This is a genomic window from Pseudomonas sp. UBA1879 (genome assembly GCF_002338065.1).
In the GTDB taxonomy this organism is placed as follows: domain Bacteria; phylum Pseudomonadota; class Gammaproteobacteria; order Pseudomonadales; family Pseudomonadaceae; genus Aquipseudomonas.
In genome coordinates, this window is record NZ_DDHJ01000006.1 from 21739 (window position 1) to 39336 (window position 17598).

The 17598-nt window shown below is 61.2% G+C and carries 20 protein-coding genes; 8 read left to right on the forward strand and 12 right to left on the reverse strand.

All coding sequences use genetic code 11. The annotated features are described in order from the left end of the window. The first annotated feature begins 23 nt into the window (after positions 1-23). Positions 24-353: a hypothetical protein gene (locus B3N48_RS08415; RefSeq protein WP_296182015.1), complete on the forward strand. Its 330-nt coding sequence runs from the start codon at positions 24-26 to the stop codon at positions 351-353. Between the two features lie 60 nt (positions 354-413). Here B3N48_RS08415 and B3N48_RS08420 read toward each other — a convergent pair whose 3' ends face one another. The 6 genes from B3N48_RS08420 to B3N48_RS08445 all read right to left on the reverse strand — a co-directional run bounded on the left by B3N48_RS08420 (position 414) and on the right by B3N48_RS08445 (position 5636). Next, positions 414-986: a GNAT family N-acetyltransferase gene (locus B3N48_RS08420; RefSeq protein ID WP_296182016.1), complete on the reverse strand. Its 573-nt coding sequence runs from the start codon at positions 984-986 to the stop codon at positions 414-416. Beyond that, the gene (locus tag B3N48_RS08425; protein WP_296182019.1) at positions 986-1618 is read right to left on the reverse strand and encodes a LysE family translocator; all 633 of its coding nucleotides are present in this window, start codon (positions 1616-1618) and stop codon (positions 986-988) included. Before B3N48_RS08425 ends, B3N48_RS08420 begins: the two co-directional genes overlap by 1 nt. Positions 1619-1710: 92 nt before the next feature. Then, complete coding sequence (locus B3N48_RS08430; protein WP_296182021.1) at positions 1711-2496, reverse strand: sulfite exporter TauE/SafE family protein; 786 nt, start codon at positions 2494-2496, stop codon at positions 1711-1713. Between the two features lie 464 nt (positions 2497-2960). Next, positions 2961-3464, reverse strand: coding sequence for a cupin domain-containing protein (locus B3N48_RS08435; protein ID WP_296182024.1), 504 nt, complete (start codon positions 3462-3464; stop codon positions 2961-2963). Positions 3465-3636: 172 nt separating this feature from the next. Next, entirely contained in the window at positions 3637-4401 is a 765-nt protein-coding gene (tam, locus tag B3N48_RS08440) for a trans-aconitate 2-methyltransferase (RefSeq protein ID WP_296182027.1), read from the reverse strand. 152 nt (positions 4402-4553) lie between these two features. After that, positions 4554-5636, reverse strand: a complete 1083-nt coding sequence (locus B3N48_RS08445) for a glycoside hydrolase family 3 N-terminal domain-containing protein (RefSeq protein WP_296182029.1) — start codon at positions 5634-5636, stop codon at positions 4554-4556. A 418-nt stretch (positions 5637-6054) separates the two neighbouring features. Between B3N48_RS08445 and B3N48_RS08450 the strand changes: the two genes are divergently transcribed. The 4 genes from B3N48_RS08450 to B3N48_RS08465 all read left to right on the forward strand — a co-directional run bounded on the left by B3N48_RS08450 (position 6055) and on the right by B3N48_RS08465 (position 9500). After that, positions 6055-6390, forward strand: a complete 336-nt coding sequence (locus tag B3N48_RS08450) for a hypothetical protein (RefSeq protein ID WP_296182032.1) — start codon at positions 6055-6057, stop codon at positions 6388-6390. A 129-nt stretch (positions 6391-6519) separates the two neighbouring features. After that, on the forward strand, positions 6520-7083 hold the full coding sequence (locus B3N48_RS08455) for a type 1 glutamine amidotransferase domain-containing protein (RefSeq protein ID WP_296182034.1): 564 nt from the start codon (positions 6520-6522) through the stop codon (positions 7081-7083). A gap of 336 nt (positions 7084-7419) precedes the next feature. Further along, positions 7420-8085 (forward strand): glycosyltransferase, encoded by a 666-nt coding sequence (locus tag B3N48_RS08460; protein ID WP_296182036.1) that lies wholly within the window; start codon positions 7420-7422, stop codon positions 8083-8085. A gap of 140 nt (positions 8086-8225) precedes the next feature. Beyond that, entirely contained in the window at positions 8226-9500 is a 1275-nt protein-coding gene (locus tag B3N48_RS08465) for an Nramp family divalent metal transporter (RefSeq protein WP_296182116.1), read from the forward strand. 277 nt (positions 9501-9777) lie between these two features. On the opposite strand, the gene B3N48_RS08470 is transcribed toward B3N48_RS08465, so the two are convergent. The 3 genes from B3N48_RS08470 to B3N48_RS08480 form a co-directional block, all read right to left on the reverse strand. After that, complete coding sequence (locus B3N48_RS08470) at positions 9778-10269, reverse strand: copper chaperone PCu(A)C (protein WP_296182041.1); 492 nt, start codon at positions 10267-10269, stop codon at positions 9778-9780. Beyond that, complete coding sequence (locus B3N48_RS08475) at positions 10269-10877, reverse strand: SCO family protein (protein ID WP_296182044.1); 609 nt, start codon at positions 10875-10877, stop codon at positions 10269-10271. Before B3N48_RS08475 ends, B3N48_RS08470 begins: the two co-directional genes overlap by 1 nt. A gap of 112 nt (positions 10878-10989) precedes the next feature. Beyond that, positions 10990-11367, reverse strand: coding sequence for a DUF2946 domain-containing protein (locus B3N48_RS08480; protein ID WP_296182048.1), 378 nt, complete (start codon positions 11365-11367; stop codon positions 10990-10992). Positions 11368-11553: 186 nt separating this feature from the next. Here B3N48_RS08480 and B3N48_RS08485 point away from each other — a divergent pair, with 186 nt between their 5' ends. Genes B3N48_RS08485 through B3N48_RS08495 form a run of 3 tightly spaced genes read left to right on the forward strand, consistent with a single transcriptional unit; the run spans position 11554 to position 13951 of the window. After that, positions 11554-12585, forward strand: coding sequence for an acyl-CoA dehydrogenase family protein (locus tag B3N48_RS08485; RefSeq protein WP_414704211.1), 1032 nt, complete (start codon positions 11554-11556; stop codon positions 12583-12585). After that, on the forward strand, positions 12582-13343 hold the full coding sequence (locus tag B3N48_RS08490; RefSeq protein WP_296182050.1) for a PIG-L deacetylase family protein: 762 nt from the start codon (positions 12582-12584) through the stop codon (positions 13341-13343). Before B3N48_RS08485 ends, B3N48_RS08490 begins: the two co-directional genes overlap by 4 nt. Next, complete coding sequence (locus B3N48_RS08495) at positions 13340-13951, forward strand: class I SAM-dependent methyltransferase (protein ID WP_296182053.1); 612 nt, start codon at positions 13340-13342, stop codon at positions 13949-13951. The genes B3N48_RS08490 and B3N48_RS08495 overlap by 4 nt, the downstream gene beginning before the upstream one ends. 22 nt (positions 13952-13973) lie before the next feature. On the opposite strand, the gene B3N48_RS08500 is transcribed toward B3N48_RS08495, so the two are convergent. The 3 genes from B3N48_RS08500 to B3N48_RS08510 all read right to left on the reverse strand — a co-directional run bounded on the left by B3N48_RS08500 (position 13974) and on the right by B3N48_RS08510 (position 17243). Further along, the gene (locus B3N48_RS08500) at positions 13974-14654 is read right to left on the reverse strand and encodes a GNAT family N-acetyltransferase (RefSeq protein WP_296182055.1); all 681 of its coding nucleotides are present in this window, start codon (positions 14652-14654) and stop codon (positions 13974-13976) included. A 181-nt stretch (positions 14655-14835) separates the two neighbouring features. Beyond that, positions 14836-15840, reverse strand: coding sequence for a succinylglutamate desuccinylase/aspartoacylase domain-containing protein (locus tag B3N48_RS08505; RefSeq protein ID WP_296182057.1), 1005 nt, complete (start codon positions 15838-15840; stop codon positions 14836-14838). A gap of 92 nt (positions 15841-15932) precedes the next feature. Continuing rightward, positions 15933-17243, reverse strand: coding sequence for an MFS transporter (locus B3N48_RS08510; RefSeq protein WP_296182060.1), 1311 nt, complete (start codon positions 17241-17243; stop codon positions 15933-15935). Positions 17244-17598: the final 355 nt, after the last annotated feature.

Genomic DNA, 17598 nt, shown 5'->3' on the forward strand with positions numbered 1-17598 from the left:
AGGCAAAAAAGGGGTATCCCACCATGAATCTGAACAATCAACCCACCATTGATCAATTGGCTCGACTGTTCGCGGCGCAGAAGGACACCCTCGATAGCCACATTCTCTGGGTCTGTGAAAAAGGTGATGTACACATGGACGGCCTGGGTGCCTGCACCGAGGAACACGAGTTCGACGAACAACGTCCACACATGCGTGCGCGCTTGAAGATGTACCGCAAAGGCCATGGTTATGTCGGCAAGAAGGCCGCCGCCGACAAGCAGTTTCTGGGTCAGGTGCTCGATACCCTCAGCAGTGAATGGGGCAGTGCGCAGAAAGAGCCGGGCTTGCGCGTCATTGACAAGCTTTGCTGAACCTTGCCACGCCGCTGGCCATCCGTTTGTACGGGTGGCCGGCGGCGTTTTTGCACACGTTTACGAACGCCTCGGATTGACCAGCGCAGTCAGCACATGATCCGCCCACTCGCCGTTGATTTTCAGGTAGGCCCGAGCGAAGCCTTCCTTCTCAAATCCAAGTGCTTCCAGCACGCGACCGCTGCGCTCGTTTTCCGGCTTGTAGTTCGCCATGATCCGGTGCAATTGCAAATCGTCGAAAACATGGGCGATCCCCCTGCGCAGCGCTTCGGTCATCAGGCCCTTGCCCTGCGCGGTCTTGGCCAGCGAGTACCCCAAATGACACGCTTGAAACGCGCCCAGCACGATGTTGCTGAAATTGCACTCGCCGACCATGTCTCCGCTGGCACGATCCAGCATCAACAGGTGCAGGCACCGTCCGGCCAGACGTTCACGCTCCACGTGTGCGATGCGCATCAGGATGTTGTCGATGTCGAAGAAACCGGCGGGACGCGTGGGTTGCCACGGTTGCAAATGCTTGTGGTTGGTCAGGTTGTAGGCCCGGATCTGCGCCGCATCGCCAGCGAGCGCCGGACGCAGGATCAAGTGCTCGGTGACCAGCCGGATCAACTGCGGCTCAGCGATGATCTCCATCAATCGCGTCCGACGAGCGCCAGTCGGCAAGCCAGGCCGAGAAAGACAGTGCCGAGGATCTTCTGCATCCAGCGCGCGGCCCGCTCACTGCTGCCGACCCGTTGACCGAGACGACTCGCCATGACTATCACTGCGCCATTGGCGATGACGCCCACAGCGTTCAACACCGTTGCCAACAGCAACATCTGCACGACAATAGACCCTGCGTCGGGATCGATAAACTGTGGGAACAGCGCGAGCACGAACAGCGCCATTTTGGGATTGAGCACGTTGGTCAGCAGGCCCTGGCGGAAAATCTGCGCCCGCGAATAGCGGGGCAGCAACGCATTGGCCGACAGCGCGGTGCCGGTCGAGCGGAAGGTCTTGAACGCCAGATACAGCAGATACGCCGCACCGATGAAGCGCACTACGTCATAGGCCACCGGCACCGTGACGAACAGTTGGGACAAGCCCAAAGCGGCCGCCAGCGCGTGGCAATAGGTGCCGAGCTGGATGCCTGCGAGGGAAGCAAAACCCGCCGCCCTGCCCCGGCTGGCGCTGCGTGAGGCGATGAGCAGCATGTCGGGACCTGGGGTGAGTGCCAGCGCGAGGCAGGCCCCCGAGAACAACGCGAGGGTGGAGAAGGCGAGCATGGGACGTCCCTTTCGTGGCTGGCACAAGTGGCGTCAGTTTACGGGGCTGGCGAGCCTTTGACGAGCAGCCTGCCTGGGCCTGATTCGACGAATCAGAACGCCAGCTTGTAGCCGATGGCAACCAGCATCAGCGCCAGACATGGCCGCAGCACAGCATCGGGCACACGGCCGGTCAACTGACTGCCGAGGTAGATCCCCGGCAACGATCCCATCAACAAAAATCCCAGCATGGCCCAGTTCATATTGCCCATGCTGGCGTGGCCAAGGCCGGCGATTAGCGTCAGCGGCACGGCGTGGGCAATCTCGGTGCCGACCAGGCGCCGCGTGGGCAGAAACGGATAAAGAATGAACAGCGCCACCGTGCCCAAGGCACCCGCGCCGATCGACGTCAGCGCCACCATGACGCCGAGAATCAGGCCGGTGAGCACCGTCAGGCTGTTCAGGCTTCGCTGGCTGAGCCGGTAGTGATCCCCGGCGTGGCGCTGGGCAAACGCCAACAGACGCTGCTTGAAGAAAATCGCCAGCGCCGTGAGCAACAGCACGACGCCCAGCCCTTGTTTGATCACTGCGTTCATTGACTCGGGCGCCGTGTGCAGGCTGCTCAGGAACCACAGCGTCAGCACAGCGGCAGGCACGCTGCCCAGCGTCAGCCAGCCGGTGACGCCCCAATCGATGTTGTCGTTCTTTCGGTGTACCAGCACACCACCGCTTTTGGTGATCGCCGCGTACAGCAGATCGGTGCCGACGGCGGTAGCGGGATTGATGCCGAACCACAGCAGGATCGGGGTCATCAACGAGCCGCCGCCGACCCCGGTCATGCCAACAATGAACCCCACGACGAGGCCAGCCACGACGAAACCTGTATTACCGAAATCCATTGCTCTGCCCGACACGCCACTAAAACTGGCGCGCAGGATAACGATTTTTTGCTTAAGGACCTTTGTTTTTCTTATATAGCGGGTAGACCGAAAGGATCTAGGGTTATAACCAAATCTGTCCATCTGATCGTGCATCAAACGACGAACCTGCCTCGCCAGGTCGGTCTTTCGCGAATGAATTGGCTCCCACGGAGGTCCGGTGTCGTCATAAATATCAGGCATGACTCGCGTCTGCAGAAATTCGGTATCGCCGCAAACGTACCGCCCGACGCAGTTTCAACTGTGCAAGCGAATTCATTCGCGAAGGCGTTTCAGGCGACATCCGGCGAAGATCAATTGAACAGCGAGGCCATACAGGAAATCGATGACGCATCGGATTGGAACAACGGCTTCATTTTCCTCCCGAATGAATCGGCGCAGCGCTAAAAAACGAACCGCGAGTCACGTTCCAAACCCGTCGCCCCTCACGGCTCCCCCTCCCAATAATCCAGCGTGGCCTCCGGCCGCTGCACCGCCTTGAATGCCCGGGCCCCATTGATCGTGACCATCGCCTGGTACTTTCCGGAGTCGGGGTACTCACAAACTTCCGGCGTTTCGCGGGTGCTGATGGACAAATATTTAAGCGGTGCATCGGAAGTGTTGATGATCTGATGGGGGTATTCCGGGCCTGGGGGAATGAAAATCACGTCGCCGGTCTTGATCGGCAGCATTTCGCCTGCGACGCGGAGGCTGCCCTGCCCTTCGATGATCACGAACATCTCTTCCTGGGCGTAGTGGAAATGGTATGGGCAGGAGCGTTTACCAGGGGCGACGATGTCCACCGAGGCGCCGAGCTTGTGTGCAGCGGTGCCCGTGCCGAGTCTGGCGGCCTGGCTCTCGTACAGAGGGTCGCGACGTTCAGCTTCCAGCGGCACTTCGTTGAAATTGCGGATCAGGCGGGATGCCAGATCGAGCTCACTGTTGGTCATGATTTTTCCTGTGATCCCGACAACTGCAGGAGCGCGGCTTGTCCCGCGAGCGGCTGCGCAGCAGTCGTCAATTCAGTGAATACGGCGGTTCAGACAGACCACATGCTTTGGTTTTTCGACGATTGCGTCGTTGATCGTGGAACAAGCCACGCGCCTGCACCGTAGTGCGCATCTAGCGGGTCGCAACCACAAACAGGCGTGGAAACGGCAGCAACACCGAGCCGTCAGCGAGGGCCGGGTAGGCCTGCGAAATGGCCTTCAGGTAGGCCTCGAGAAAGGCTTTTTGCTCGCCCTCATCGAGTTTTTGCAAATACGGCCGCAGCGCCGAGCCCTTGAACCATTCGACCACAGCTTCGTGCCCTCCGGCCAACGGGTGATGGTAGGTGGTACGCCAGACATCGACCTCGGCAGCGTGGGGGCGCAGCAGTTCGAAGTAATAAGCCGCCGGGTGGCGATCAGGGTGTTTGACCGAGGCGATCTTGTCGGCCCACGGGCCGGTTGCCGCAATTTCGCGAGCCAGCCGGTGAGCGGGTTCTTCAAGGTTGTCCGGCGTCTGGACGGCGAGGCTGCCACCCGGCGTGAGCAGGCTGACGAGGCGCGGGTACAGCTCTGCGTGATTGGGCACCCATTGCAACGACGCGTTGGCCAGAATCACATCGTAGGATTTGGCCGGTTTCCAGACGCCGATGTCGGCCAGTTCGAACGAAACACCAGGCAGACGCTGACGGGCATCACCGAGCATGTCGTCGGAGCTGTCGAGACCGGTGATGAGCGCATCGGGAAAACGCTCGGCCAGCACTTGCGTGGAGTTGCCAGGACCACAGCCCAGGTCGATCGCTGTCTTGACCTCTTGCGTGGGGATCGCGGCAACCAGGTCACGGACCGGGCGGGTGCGTTGCTGCTCGAACATCGAATACTGCTTGGCTGACCAACTCATCAGGCATTCCTTCTGTGTGAAAGACATGCCGTGGAGGGTAAGGCCTGTTCGACGTGAGCACAATGAAGAGAGCCGGCGGCTGCGTGGCTTGCCGCTGCCCGTTTTTGCCGGCCGCCAGCGCGTTCACGTCTCCGTATTCGGGCGTTTTGCGGTCAGCGGACGACGCGCCGCGTCAATTGGCCCCCTGGAATCGCATAGGAAACGTACAGCCCGGCATCGACCTGCGCCCTGGACGCCTGCGCCAGACCCCGTACTTTATGTGAGGCATTCAACAGCTGTTCACGACTCAAGTGGCCACATTCCACCGCATCGACGATGGCCTGGGCGATATCGTCCAGCCCTGATGCACTGGAGACCAGCAGCAGATGCGCGCCGGCTTGCAAGGCCGAGACAGCGGTGTCGGCGATGCTGTTGTCACGCAGGATCGACACGGCGTCGAGGTCGTCGGAAATGATCAAACCGTCGAAGCCCAGGGTCTCGTTCAGCAACCCGATGATGGCGCGGGATGTACTCGCCGCCTGCAGGGGGTCGAGCGCAGGAAACACCGCCGGGCCCGGCATGATGGCTTTGACACCTGCCGCGATGACTTGACGAAAAACGTCCATACCTTCCTTCAGCGACGCGACCGTACCCGGCACTGTGGCTCTCGCGACGGCAGGATCCTGCTCGGTCTCGTAGTGACCGGGGAAATGTTTGGCGGTGGCAATCACACCCGCTCGCTGCACACCTCGGATGAATGCGCAGGCGATACGCGAGACCTGCGCAGGGTCCGGCCCCAGATGACGGTTATGCAGCCACGGGTTGCGGCCGGTCACCACATCGACGATGGGCGCCAGGAACAGATTCACGCCCATGGCCCGTGCAGCGCTGGCCATTTCGTAACTGCGCGCTTCGATGTCCAGGCTGCTCAGGGTTTTGAGTTCGTCCGCCGATGGCATGCCGGGGACCAGCTGATGCAGACGCTGGATGCCGCCCAGCTCTTGATCCACCGCCACTAACACAGGCGCACCCGCGCATTCGGTAGCGTGTTCCACGATCTGGGCGAAATGCGCGGAGGCTTCGGAGCGACGGCGCTCGAAGGTCATCTTGCGTGACAGGTATTCATCGCGGGTTTCGCCCAGCAGGATTGAAACTCCCCCCTGGTTCAAATGACGGCGGACCGCCTCGTCGAGGTGCAGTCCGGAGAACGCTGGCATCAGGACGGAATGGGCTGCGCATTGCAGTTCGGTAGACATGCTCGCTCTCGCTGTTTTAACGCTGCTTTATGCTCGTTTTTGCTCACTTTAGTGAGCCAGTGCGGATTGTCAAGCATGAAACTTGCTGCCTCCGAGCATAGATAGCGTCTCGAACGAGCAAAAAAATGTCGATCAGGTGGCGTCGGGGATTACGGCGGGGACTGGCTACGTATCGGCGGAGGAATATTTTTCGAGCACTCTTTTCATTTATCAGTTTGCTCGTCAACATACCGACGATTAATGAAAGAGGGCCAAAATCATCGATGAGAATGATATTGCTTCCCAACTTTCGTCTTTCCATCGAGATGGAATACAGACTTGCGGACTTACTGTCATCGCCAGCGTTGATATTGAATTGATATTAACTTCCGGTGATGGTTTTTAACGTTATCTCACTCTTGGTTTCAGGATAAACGCGATGCGTCTTTTGCTGCTGACGACTGTGCTGGCCGTGTCCCTTTCCGGCTGTGGCTCCACCCCCAATAACCCCTCGGTGGATCTGGAAACCGCCAAGGCTCCTGGAGAGTACGCGCAGTGCGTATTTCCCAAGTGGCAGCAGATCAAACCGGAAACCACCATGACCGAAGGCAAAAACCACATTAAGTTGCTGGTCTCCAGCAAAGTGTCGCAAGACGATATTCTCGAAGTGTTCAAAGGCAACCCCAATACCCGGGTGTTCCTGTATCAGCGTGCCCCCCTCGCTGCCGCATTTGGCCGCAGTGCACTGGAAAAAGCCGCTCGGGAATGTTTGTAAGTCATGTCTGACCGCTGACACGCGCGCATGTCCAACGGTGCAATCGGGATGAACTTTCGTTTTCGCAGTTCCCTCTGAGAACCGACACGTCCGAATTATCGGGCATGACTTTCACTCAGAGGCATCATCATGAGCACGACACTGAACGGCAAAAAAGTCCTGATCATTACGTCGAACAAGGGTATTGAGCGCGATGAACTGCTCAAGCCACTGGAGGCACTGAAGGGCATGGGCGCGACGGTCACTCACGCCACGATCGACGGCGGCGACGCCCAGACAGTGCTGCAGGACACCGACAAAGACATCAGCGTGACTTCGGACACCCGCCTGGCGGGCTTGTCGGCAGATCAATTCGATGCGCTGGTCATTCCAGGCGGCACGGTCAATGCCGACACCCTGCGTCAAGACACCGATGCCCAGCGTCTGGTCAAGGCTTTCGCCGACGCCGGTAAAACCGTCGCCGCCATTTGCCATGGCCCTTGGGTGCTGATTGACGCTGGCGTCGTGGAAGGCAAAACCCTCACGTCCTACCCAAGCGTGCGAACAGACCTGCTCAACGCCAAGGCTGCCGACTGGGTCGATGCCGAGGTCAAGCAATGCGGGGCGAATGGCTGGACACTGATCACCTCGCGCACCCCGGATGACTTGCCGGCGTTCAACGAAGCCATCGGCAAAGCGTTGCTCGAGGCATGATGCCTGTCGCTTGAGGCTGGTTATGAAGCCTTATGGCAAAACGCACCGACGCCGCTGTTGAAGCGGCGTCGGTGCGTCCAGAAGATGAGTAACCCCGGCGGAAGACAGCGACGTACAGTCCGCCAGGGGAGTCTCGCACTCGGCGGGTATGAGCGATTGCTGGGCAAGGAATTCAATCGTTTTACGGTTTTTGCGTTAAGTTAAAAGGCTGTGAAAAGCCTCGTTTGACGACAGTCTGTCTTCGAAAACGAAAATACTTGCAACCAATGTTTCTTCGGCTACGTCGACATGGAAAGGCCCACGCGATGACCGCGGGCGCCGAGACGAGACTCGCCCATGATCGGAATCATTGTCCCCGCGCACAACGAAGAACTTTTTCTGGATGACTGCATCAAGTCGCTCGTGGCATCCGCCCACCACGCAGACCTGCACGGCGAGGCCGTGGAGATTCTGATCGTGCTCGACGACTGCTCTGACGGTTCGTTGCAAATCGCCCGCGAGCACAGCGTCAATGTGCATGTGTGCGCGCACCGCAACGTCGGCATGACCCGCGCCGCAGGCGCCCAGTGGATGCTGGATCGCGGCGCCCGCTGGCTGGCGTTTACCGACGCGGACACGGTCGTGCCCTATGCATGGTTGGCTGAGCAGGTGGCGGTGGAGGCCGATGCGGTGTGCGGCATTGTGCAGGTGGATGACTGGTCCGAACATGCACCCCAGGTGCGTGAACGTTATGACGCACTGTATCGCCCGGTGGACGATCATCGGCACATCCACGGCGCGAACCTGGGTGTCTCGTCTGAGGCGTACCTTAGAGCGGGCGGGTTCAAGGCGCTGGCGGCCCACGAGGATGTGCACCTGGTCGCCGACCTTGAAAGGATCGGCGCCCGCATTGTCTGGACCGCGCGCAACAGTGTAACTACCAGCGCGCGCAAACATTGTCGCTGCAAGGAAGGATTTGGCGATTATCTGAGTTCACTGGCGACTCAAACGTTGTTGGGCTAACCCCCATCACGCGTGCGGCCTGAACCTCACCTTGGGGGTTGCAGCTGCACGCGCAGCTACTTCATCTCTTGGCGGGATCGCAATCGATGCAACCCTTTAAAAACCGGGCCAACCCTGGCGACGACACGCTGGGCGGCGGCATGCCCAGCGCCAGCGTTGCCATGCCCACCTCCAGTAACTGGTTCAAGCGCCTGCTGGCGTTCACCGGGCCAGGCTACATGGTCGCAGTGGGCTATATGGACCCCGGCAATTGGGCCACCGATCTGGCGGGTGGCTCGCAGTTTGGCTACATGCTGCTGTCGGTCATCCTGTTATCCAACCTCATGGCCATCGTGCTGCAAGCCCTGTCGGCCCGTTTGGGCATCGCCACCGGCTGGGACCTCGCGCGGGCCTGTCGCGAGCGATATAGCCGACCTGTGTGTATCGCTTTGTGGGTGGCGTGTGAGACCGCGATCATTGCCTGTGATCTGGCGGAAGTGATCGGCACCGCCATTGCGCTGAATCTGCTGTTCGGCATCCCGCTGGTCTGGGGCTCGGTGATTTCGGCCATCGACGTCTTTCTGATCTTCCTGCTGATGGGCCGAGGCTTCCGGGCGCTGGAAGCGTTCGTCATCGCCCTGCTGCTGATTATCTTTGGCTGCTTCGCCATTCAGATGGTGCTGGCGCGTCCGGACATGGCCGAGCTGTTCGCCGGGTTCATTCCCAAGGCAGAAATCGTGACCAATCCGGCCGCCCTTTATCTGGCCATTGGCATCATTGGCGCAACGGTAATGCCACACAATCTGTACCTGCATTCCTCCATCGTCCAGACACGTGCCTACCCGCGCACCGACGAAGGCCGACGCATCGGCTTGCGCTGGTCGGTCACCGACAGCACCATCGCCCTGACCTTGGCGCTGTTCGTCAACGCCGCGATCCTGATCACGGCCGCTACCGTATTTCACAAGGCCGGCAAGACCGATGTCGTGGAAATCGAACAGGCCTATCACCTGCTGTCGCCGATGCTGGGCGTCGGGATCGCTTCGGCGTTATTCGCCATTGCGCTGCTGGCCTCTGGCATCAACTCGACCGTGACCGCGACCCTGGCCGGGCAGATCGTCATGGAAGGGTTTCTCAAGTTGAAGCTGCCAGGCTGGGTCCGACGGGTGCTGACCCGAGGCCTGGCGATCATTCCGGTGATTGTGGTCACCAGCATTTACGGCTCGGAAGGCACGGCCAAGTTGCTGGTGTTAAGCCAAGTGATCCTGTCCATGCAGCTGCCGTTCGCCATCGTGCCATTGGTGCGGTTCGTGTCCGATCGTCAGCTGATGGGGAGTCTGGTGACAGGGCCGGTGCTGACCGCCGTGGCGTGGGCGATCACGTTGCTGATCATCGGTTTGAACGGGGTGTTGCTGGTGGGGATGTTCGGGGCGTGAATGGCTGGGATGCGGGCGTGTCTCGCTGATTCGTGGTGGCACAGCTGACGTCTTCGCGGCCGTCGTGCCTCCGGCGGCTCCTACGGGATCAGGGGCAGCTGCGGGATATGCGTTTGATGGGTCAGGTTGGGCGCGGGCTCGCTGGCGAATGATGGGGCTGGGACATGAGATCAGCGTCCGACCCGTGGGATCTCTGTAGGAGACGCCGGAGGCACGACGGCAGCGATGGCGGGGGGCGGCCGGCACCGGTGCTTTTGACCGGTGCCGCTCTCTTGTATCAGTGACTCGCGCCGTGCTCGTGGTTCATGTCCATGCTCTCGGCCATGGTGCGCGCCGGCGCATCGACCTGCACGGTTTCACGTTCTCCCTTGGCGTTCTCAACGGTCAGCGTCAATGGCACGTGATCGCCTTCCTTGATCTGCCCCACCAACCCCATGAGCATCACGTGGTAACCATTCGGCTCGAGCGCCACGGTCTTGCCCGCGGGTAGCGGCACAGCATCCACAGGCCCCATGCGCATGACATCGTCGGTCATGCTCATTTCGTGAACCTGCACATGGGTCGCCGCAGGTGAGGCAACGCCCACCAGCTTGCTGTCGGTGTCAGCCGTGATGCGCATGAACGCGCCGGACGACGGTTGCCCCGGCACGCTGGTGCGAACCCAAGGGTCTTCAACCCGGGTTTGTGCCACCGCCGACAGGCTGATACCCGCCAGCAACGAAACAGTCAACGCTCGGCACAACGCCGGCTTGCGAAACAGAACAGTCATCAGCAGACCTCCATGACAGTGAGCAGGTCTTCGGCACATTGCTTGGCGGTCAGCGAAGGGCCGAGACCCAGGCGCAGATTGCCGCGCGTGTCGAACACATAACTGGTAGCGGTGTGGGACATGGTGTACGTGTCGCCAATCGGCACCTTTTCGTAGAACACCCCAAATTCCTTGGCGACCTGTTGCGTCTGCTCCGGCGTGCCGCGCAAGGCGACGAAACCGGGGTCGAACTGCTTGACGTAGGCGTCGAGGATTTCCGGCGTGTCACGCTCGGGATCGACGCTGATGAAGATCACCTGCATGATCTTGCCCTCCTCGCCCATGAGCTTCTTCGCCTGCGCCGCCCGCGCCAGCGCCGTTGGGCACACAGAGGGGCACTGGGTAAAACCGAAGAACACCACCGGCATCAGCCCGCGAAAGCTCGACAGGGTCTTGGTCTCACCTTGGGTATCGGTGAGTTTGAAGGTACGGCCCATGATCTTGTTGCTCAGGTCCTTGCCGTATTTGAAGTCCAGGGCAGTGGTCGAACCGTCACAACCTGCGAGCAGGCCCAGTCCCAGAATGCCCATGCCGGTCATCACCTGACGGCGGGTCAATAAATCTTTCATCTGACGAACTCTCTGAAGCGGCCAGCGTCGGAGCCAGCCTTTGATCACCCTTTTCGAATGCCTGTCGGCAGGCAGGGTGACACCCATCGGTACGCGAGTATGGCACGCCGGTTCAGGGCGCTTGGGGAGACAGACCGGGCAGGTTGAGTCGGGGCGGTTTTCGCAGCGGATGGTTGGCGCGGTGGACGCGCGTGGGCGAACGGCGGGCGATCCAGCCCAGACCGACGAAGAACAGCAGCGACAGCGCGAGGGTGCCTGCGAAGGCGCAATCGGCCATGGACAGCTTCATCAGCTGAGCGTGTTCACCCAACTGCGCCATGTCCACGTGACCGGCCGAATCCGGCGACGAGCCACAGTCCATGCCGACGGTGACCTCGTTGAACGCCCGCAGCATCTGGCCATGGCTCAGGCAGCACACCAGTCCGCTGAACAGGATGAGGCCGTACAGCATCCAGGCGATGAAGGATTGGTGGGTTCGGACGAATTTCATGGGGCGCCATTCTACATCGTTGCCCCTCTTCACATGGATCGGGGTCGGCTTGTCAGGTGCGACAAAACCGCGCAGGGCCGATGGCCAGCAAATTGTTTGAACCCCGCCCCGCCCAAGCTGCCGAACTCCCTATACAACCCGCTCACGTCGGGTCGGGCAATTACGGTTTTCTGGAGCATTTCATTCATGGGCAATGACGCACAAGGGATTGACGCGGTGCTGGCTGACTTTGCGCGCCGCCCCAACGGGCCGATGGTGGACGATCGCCTGCGGGATGCCATGAGCCTGTGCATTGAGCGCGGCCTTGATGATCTGCCGATGCCGGGCGGCGGACAGACCCTGTTGCGCTGGCAGAGCCTGGCGGCAGTGGGCGGCATCGATCTGGCGTTGCTCAAGCTGTACGAAGGTCACACCGATGCGTTGGCGATTCTGCACGAACTTTCCAGCGCACCTTTCGCGGAGACCGGCATTTGGGGCGTATGGGCCGCCGAGCCACCTTCAGCGCGGGTGACGGTCAGTCAACGGAACGGCGACGAGGTCAGGCTTGATGGACGCAAGGCTTGGTGCTCCGGCGCGCAGCAGATCGATTACGCACTGATCACCGCCTGGACAGCCGATGATCAGCCGCAATTGGTCGCCGTGCGCCTCGATCAACCGGGGGTCAGCATCGACGCCCAAGCCTGGCAGGCCGTAGGCATGGCCACCACCGCCAGCGTCGATGTGCATTTCGACAACGCGGTCGGCCACTGCGTCGGCGCACCGGAAGCCTACCTATCGCGGCCCGGGTTCTGGCAAGGCGGCGCCGGGATTGCCGCCGCTTGGTACGGAGCCGCCGTGTCCATTGCCCGCTCTCTTCATCGGCAACGTCAACAGGGCCGTCCCGATCAACATGCCGACGCGCACTTGGGCGCAGTGGACGCTGCGCTGTATGGCGCCTCGGCGGCGTTGCGAGCCTGCGCGCAATGGATCGATGCAAACCCCGACGCCGACGCGCGCTTACCCGTTCAACGGGTCCGGGCACACGTCGAGATGGCGGTGGAGCAGGTTTGTCGGCATGTAGGCCGGGCGCTCGGTGCGACACCCTTTTGTCGCGATCCGCATTTCGCCCGACTGGCAGTGGATTTGCCAGTGTTCATTCGTCAAAGCCATGCCGAGCGTGACCTGGCGCATCTGGGCCAGCTGCTGGCCGAACGGGAATCAGAGGATTGGTCGTTATGAGTCAAGCGCAACCCTTTGGGGTGCAGGGTACGCCGTTGAGCGAATGGCAACGCAGCACGGCCTTGCGCGGTGCGCAGCCGATCAGCGCAGAGGCCTTGGTGCCTCCCGGGGCGCGATTGGTGGTGCTGGCCCCTCATCCTGATGATGAAGTGCTGGCGTGCGGAGGCCTGCTGGCCGCGATGGCGGATCGGCAGCAGGACATTCAGCTGATTTCGGTCACTGATGGCGAAGGCAGCCATCCCGGTTCGAGCCAATGGCCCGAAGCCCGCCTGCGCGCGCAGCGTCGGCAAGAAAGCGAATACGCCCTCGCCGCCCTCGGCCTTGATGCTGCGCGCATCAGCTGGCATCGGCTAGACCTGACCGATGGCGGGGTCGCCGATAACGCAGAAGCATTGATTGCGCTGCTGAGCGAAGACTTGCGCCCAAGTGATGTGCTGCTCAGTACGTGGCGGCACGACGGCCATTGTGACCACGAAGCCGTGGGCCACTGCGCGGCACAGGCCGCCGCCAGCACCGGGGCGACACTTGTGGAAGTCCCCATCTGGGCCTGGCATTGGGCTGAGCCCAACGACCCGCGCATCCCATGGGAGCAGGCGCGCAAGCTGACGCTGAGCGACGACCAATTGGCGCGCAAACGTCGCGCGATCACCTGCCACGCCAGCCAGTTGCAAACCGACACCAGCACCGGCGCTTTGCCGGTACTGGACGCCATCACCCTGGAGCGTCTGCTTCAGCCTTTCGAACTGGTGTTTCTGTGAGCGTCTCTGTTGATTACTTCGATGAACTGTTCGCGGAAAACGACGACCCATGGGCCTTTCGCACCCGTTGGTATGAGCAGCGCAAACGCGACCTGACCCTCGCCGCCCTGCCCCGCCAGCGCTATGAGCGGGTTTTTGAGCCCGGCTGTGCCAATGGCGAATTGAGCCTGCGTCTGGCCCATCGTTGTGACGAGATCGTGTGCATGGACATGAGCACTCGCGCAGTCGAACTGGCGCGTCAACGCCTGGCGCCGTTCCCTCGCGCGACGGTGCATGAGGGGCGTTTGCCGGAAGATTGGCCAGTGGGGTCGTTTGACTTGATCGTGGTCAGCGAATGGGCGTACTACCTCGCGCCTGAACAGTTCGCCCGCGTCATCGAGCGCCTCGTCGCCAGCCTCACCGCCAACGGCGCCGTGCTCGCCTGCCACTGGCTGCACCCGATTGAAGGCTGCCCAATGGTAGGACGTGAAGCTCACGCCTTGCTCGATGAGCAGCTGAAGATGCACCGAACGTTGCGGCACGAGGAAAAGGACTTTTTGCTTGAGATGTGGAGCAAACAGCCGGGGGGTATCGATCTGAACGAACAGGTGCTGGACGCGGCGTCCTAACCCGGCAATCACGGGATACCTCTTACCCCAATCGCTCATTGACGAACAAGCGCGCTTGTCGTGTCAGTTGGTCCAACTGGCGGTCACGCTGTTTCTCGGCGTCAGTCATGGCCCTGTTGCCGTGTTGTTTCAGCAAGTAGGCATGAATCTGACGCACTTCCACAGACTGGTAGATGGGCGTGGTGTCGATGACTGCCAGCAGGCCATCCGTCTGATGATCGCGAGTGTTCATCAGCACCTGCGGGCCGCGCGCAGCGAGCACCTGAAAGCCCATCGCCTCGAAGTACGGCACCTTGTTCACGAAACAGGCGAGCTCGGCGTGAGGGTAGCGCGCCAGCATTTTTTCGATCATGGCGCGGGCAATACCGCGACGGCGCTGATCGGCCTTGACGGCCATGTACGCCACTGAACACGCATCGGCATCGCCCTGCACCGGCAGGTACAGCAGAAAGCCCGACACCACTGACGGATCTTCAGGGTCCAGCGCCACGATCAATTCGACAGGAAAGCCACGGGAACCGTCCATGGCTTGCACGTATTGATGCACCTCATGACCGACGCCGAATTGATACAGCGGGTACAGCGGGTTGCTCGGCGCGATGCCGACCATGCTGATGTCGGTGACGTAGTCGACCACCATCTGCATGATCTGGCTGTCGATGGATTCGGGCGGGGTGCGTTCGAGGCGGGTGATGGTGTGCATGACGATCCTGAGTCGGGGTGAAGGCTGTGCGGCGAAGGTGCGCAAAAGCCGAACCCACGCATCATACCCGCCGGAACCCATGCGGTTGCGAGACATTGCTACAACAACCCACCGTCAACTGAACCGCCGCTTCACCAAAGCATTCGCCCCCAACAGAGGTGGCGGTCCGGCCCGCGTTGAATCAGAACGACAATTGACGCGGCTTCACGTCCAGAATCTTCGCCAATCGCACCACGGTCACGCCTACCCCGAGGTGCCGCAATGATGGCTGCACCAGCACGCAGTGATCGTGAGGTGTGACGATGGGAGTGCCGCCGTCATGGGCGATCACGGTCCCGGCCTTTTCGATCACTTCCAGCCCGCGAAAATCCTCGACAAAGGTGAAGTCCATGCTGCGGGCTACCACTGGGCAGGTGACGGCCAGAAAGCGCTGCGGTTCTGACGACGTCGGGCGCATGAACTCGGCCACGTCCTGCTGACGCACAGCCCCCGTGGTCACCAGAAATCGCGCCGCGGTGTCCAGCGCCACTTCCCGGCTGCGCCTGGAGAAATGCTGCCCGGTCTCGATCAGCAAGGCGTTCTTGGCGCTGGCCGGATCGTCGAACCCGCCGAAGTCGCGCAGGCGACGGCCATTGGCGTGCCCGGCGTCGACGACCACGGTCTGCGGGACACCCAGCGTGGCCGCGAAATCCTGCCCTTTGGGCTGGGCGCCGCACATCATCACCGGCGGCGCTTCCTCGTGCATGGAGTGAATGTCGAGCAGCAGGTCGACGGTCTCGACCACTGGCCGCAATTGCCGAGCCCGACGCAGCTCGGTGGAATCCTGGTCACCGTCCAGCTTGTCCGTGAGCCACACGCGGTTCATGTCCTCGTCCAGATAACGGGTCGCATCAATGTCGTGCGGATCGAAGCGGTGATACGCCTCGACATTGCCGAACGCGAGGGTCAGGCGTCCGCGTACCGGTCGCAATGCGCGAGCGAGAAACGCGTCTACCGTGATCGCCCCGCTGACTTCATTGCCATGGGTCAGGGCCATGATCATGACGTGGGGGCCGGGCACGCCGCTGTCGAAACTGTGCACGTAATCGACGCCATGGGTGCCCGCCTGCCAACGGCGGATGTCCGGAAATTCGACTTCAATCGGGTACGGTTTCAAGGCAGCACGAACTTGCTCAAGGGTTTTCATTTCAGTCTCCAGCAGACAATGACAATCGCTGGCCGGAGCCCTGTGGGACGGCGGCGACACGCGAATGGTTGAACGACGATTCAAAGCGGGCATCACGCCGGCGGACGATGACGCATGCGCCGACCGAGGATGATCACGGCGACGACACTGACCAGCGCCGTGGCGATCACGTAAAAGCTCGGCGCCAATTTGCTGCCCGTGGCCTCGATCATCCAGGTCACGATCAACGGGGCGAAGCCGCCGAACAGCGTCACCGAAAAGTTGTAGCTCAGGGCCAGGCCGGTGCCCCGGGTCCGGGTCGGGAAGATGTCGGCCAGCATCGCGGGGATCGGTCCCAGGGAGGCGGCAATCAGCACCCCGACCACCGCCTGCACCATCAACAACGTCGAAACACTGGGGAAGTGGTTGAGCCAGACGAACATCGGGTACGACGACAGACCGGTGATCAACAAGGCCAGGGTCAGCACACGAAAGCGGCCGTAGCGATCGGACAGACCGCCGAACACCGGCGCCATGATCATCAGCGTGAGGCCGGTCACCAACGCGCCGAGGTACGAAGAAGTGGCGGCGATGTTCAATTGCTTGAGCGCGTAGGTGGGCATGTACAGCTTGTGCACGTAGTTGAAAGCCGTGGCACCGGCGACCACACCGATGGCCAGCAACAGGCTGACATGGCCCTTGATCAACACATCCCGCAGCGGCGTTTTTTCGTCCGCTTTGGCGGCGACTTTCTGGAAGTCCGGGGTCTCGTCGATCTGGCTACGGATGTAAAAACCCACCGGTCCGATCAGCAACCCGACACCAAAGGCCACCCGCCAGCCCCAGTCGGCCAATTGGGCGTCGGTCAGCACGTAACTGAGCAAGGCGCTGACGCCCGCTGCGAGCACGGTCGCCAAGCCTTGGGTGGAGAGCTGCCAACTGGCGAAGAAACCACGGCGGCTGGCATCGGCGTGTTCAACCATGAACGCGGTCGCCGCACCGAATTCACCGCCGGTGGAGAAACCCTGAAGCATCCGCGCGACGATGATCAGCAACGGCGCAGCCAGGCCAATCTGCTGGTACGAAGGTGTGAACGTGATCAGCGCCGTGCCGATGAGCATGATCAGAATCGACAACGTGAGCGAGGCTTTGCGCCCTGCCCGGTCGGCATACGACCCCAGCACGATGGCGCCCAGCGGACGCATCAGGAATGAAATCCCGAACGAGCCGACGGCCAGTAGCAGTGAGGTGGCTTCATTGTCGGAGGGGAAGAACAGCTTGCCGATGACCACCGCAAAATAGCCGTAGATCAATAGGTCGTAGAACTCCAGCGCATTGCCGAAGCTGGCGGCGATGATCTCTTTCCACGGGCCTCGCCGGGCAGGGGCCGAGGATGCGCTCACGGTTGATGAATGAGGGGTCATGAAGGATGGCTTCCGGGTCTGTTTCACAGTGGGCGATCACGTTCGCGGGCGTTGGCCTGACGAACTCGACGGCAGTCTTTTTATTGGGTGAAAACAACCGGGCAGCGATCAAAGGTCTGCGCCTTCGTGACTGCCCGGCCCGGTGCCAAGGTGAAGCAGATGCGATGCTTGAACAATTGCTGTTTGGGCACAGGCTTGAGCTTATCCGGCACAAGGGCATGGGGCCGGGGCTTTGCCAAGGGCCTGAGGGGTCGATTATTTACAGATCGCTCACAAAGGGTGCAGTAAAAAGCCGACCTATCATCCGCGCGTGGCTCGGATTCCGCCCTGCAGATGAACCTCCACGGGCGCGAAT

Excerpts from the sequence above, each read along its gene's own strand:
- B3N48_RS08415 (WP_296182015.1), top strand. The coding sequence starts at position 24 with ATGAATCTGAACAATCAACCCACCATTGATCAATTGGCTCGACTGTTC.
- B3N48_RS08510 (WP_296182060.1), bottom strand. The coding sequence starts at position 17,243 with ATGACCCCTCATTCATCAACCGTGAGCGCATCCTCGGCCCCTGCCCGG.
- B3N48_RS08475 (WP_296182044.1), bottom strand. The coding sequence starts at position 10,877 with ATGAAAGATTTATTGACCCGCCGTCAGGTGATGACCGGCATGGGCATT.
- B3N48_RS08465 (WP_296182116.1), top strand. The coding sequence starts at position 8,226 with ATGCCCAGCGCCAGCGTTGCCATGCCCACCTCCAGTAACTGGTTCAAG.
- B3N48_RS08425 (WP_296182019.1), bottom strand. The coding sequence starts at position 1,618 with ATGCTCGCCTTCTCCACCCTCGCGTTGTTCTCGGGGGCCTGCCTCGCG.
- B3N48_RS08455 (WP_296182034.1), top strand. The coding sequence starts at position 6,520 with ATGAGCACGACACTGAACGGCAAAAAAGTCCTGATCATTACGTCGAAC.
- B3N48_RS08430 (WP_296182021.1), bottom strand. The coding sequence starts at position 2,496 with ATGGATTTCGGTAATACAGGTTTCGTCGTGGCTGGCCTCGTCGTGGGG.
- B3N48_RS08505 (WP_296182057.1), bottom strand. The coding sequence starts at position 15,840 with ATGAAAACCCTTGAGCAAGTTCGTGCTGCCTTGAAACCGTACCCGATT.
- B3N48_RS08485 (WP_414704211.1), top strand. The coding sequence starts at position 11,554 with ATGGGCAATGACGCACAAGGGATTGACGCGGTGCTGGCTGACTTTGCG.
- B3N48_RS08450 (WP_296182032.1), top strand. The coding sequence starts at position 6,055 with ATGCGTCTTTTGCTGCTGACGACTGTGCTGGCCGTGTCCCTTTCCGGC.
- B3N48_RS08470 (WP_296182041.1), bottom strand. The coding sequence starts at position 10,269 with ATGACTGTTCTGTTTCGCAAGCCGGCGTTGTGCCGAGCGTTGACTGTT.
- B3N48_RS08420 (WP_296182016.1), bottom strand. The coding sequence starts at position 986 with ATGGAGATCATCGCTGAGCCGCAGTTGATCCGGCTGGTCACCGAGCAC.
- B3N48_RS08500 (WP_296182055.1), bottom strand. The coding sequence starts at position 14,654 with ATGCACACCATCACCCGCCTCGAACGCACCCCGCCCGAATCCATCGAC.
- B3N48_RS08460 (WP_296182036.1), top strand. The coding sequence starts at position 7,420 with ATGATCGGAATCATTGTCCCCGCGCACAACGAAGAACTTTTTCTGGAT.
- B3N48_RS08490 (WP_296182050.1), top strand. The coding sequence starts at position 12,582 with ATGAGTCAAGCGCAACCCTTTGGGGTGCAGGGTACGCCGTTGAGCGAA.
- tam (WP_296182027.1), bottom strand. The coding sequence starts at position 4,401 with ATGAGTTGGTCAGCCAAGCAGTATTCGATGTTCGAGCAGCAACGCACC.
- B3N48_RS08445 (WP_296182029.1), bottom strand. The coding sequence starts at position 5,636 with ATGTCTACCGAACTGCAATGCGCAGCCCATTCCGTCCTGATGCCAGCG.
- B3N48_RS08435 (WP_296182024.1), bottom strand. The coding sequence starts at position 3,464 with ATGACCAACAGTGAGCTCGATCTGGCATCCCGCCTGATCCGCAATTTC.
- B3N48_RS08480 (WP_296182048.1), bottom strand. The coding sequence starts at position 11,367 with ATGAAATTCGTCCGAACCCACCAATCCTTCATCGCCTGGATGCTGTAC.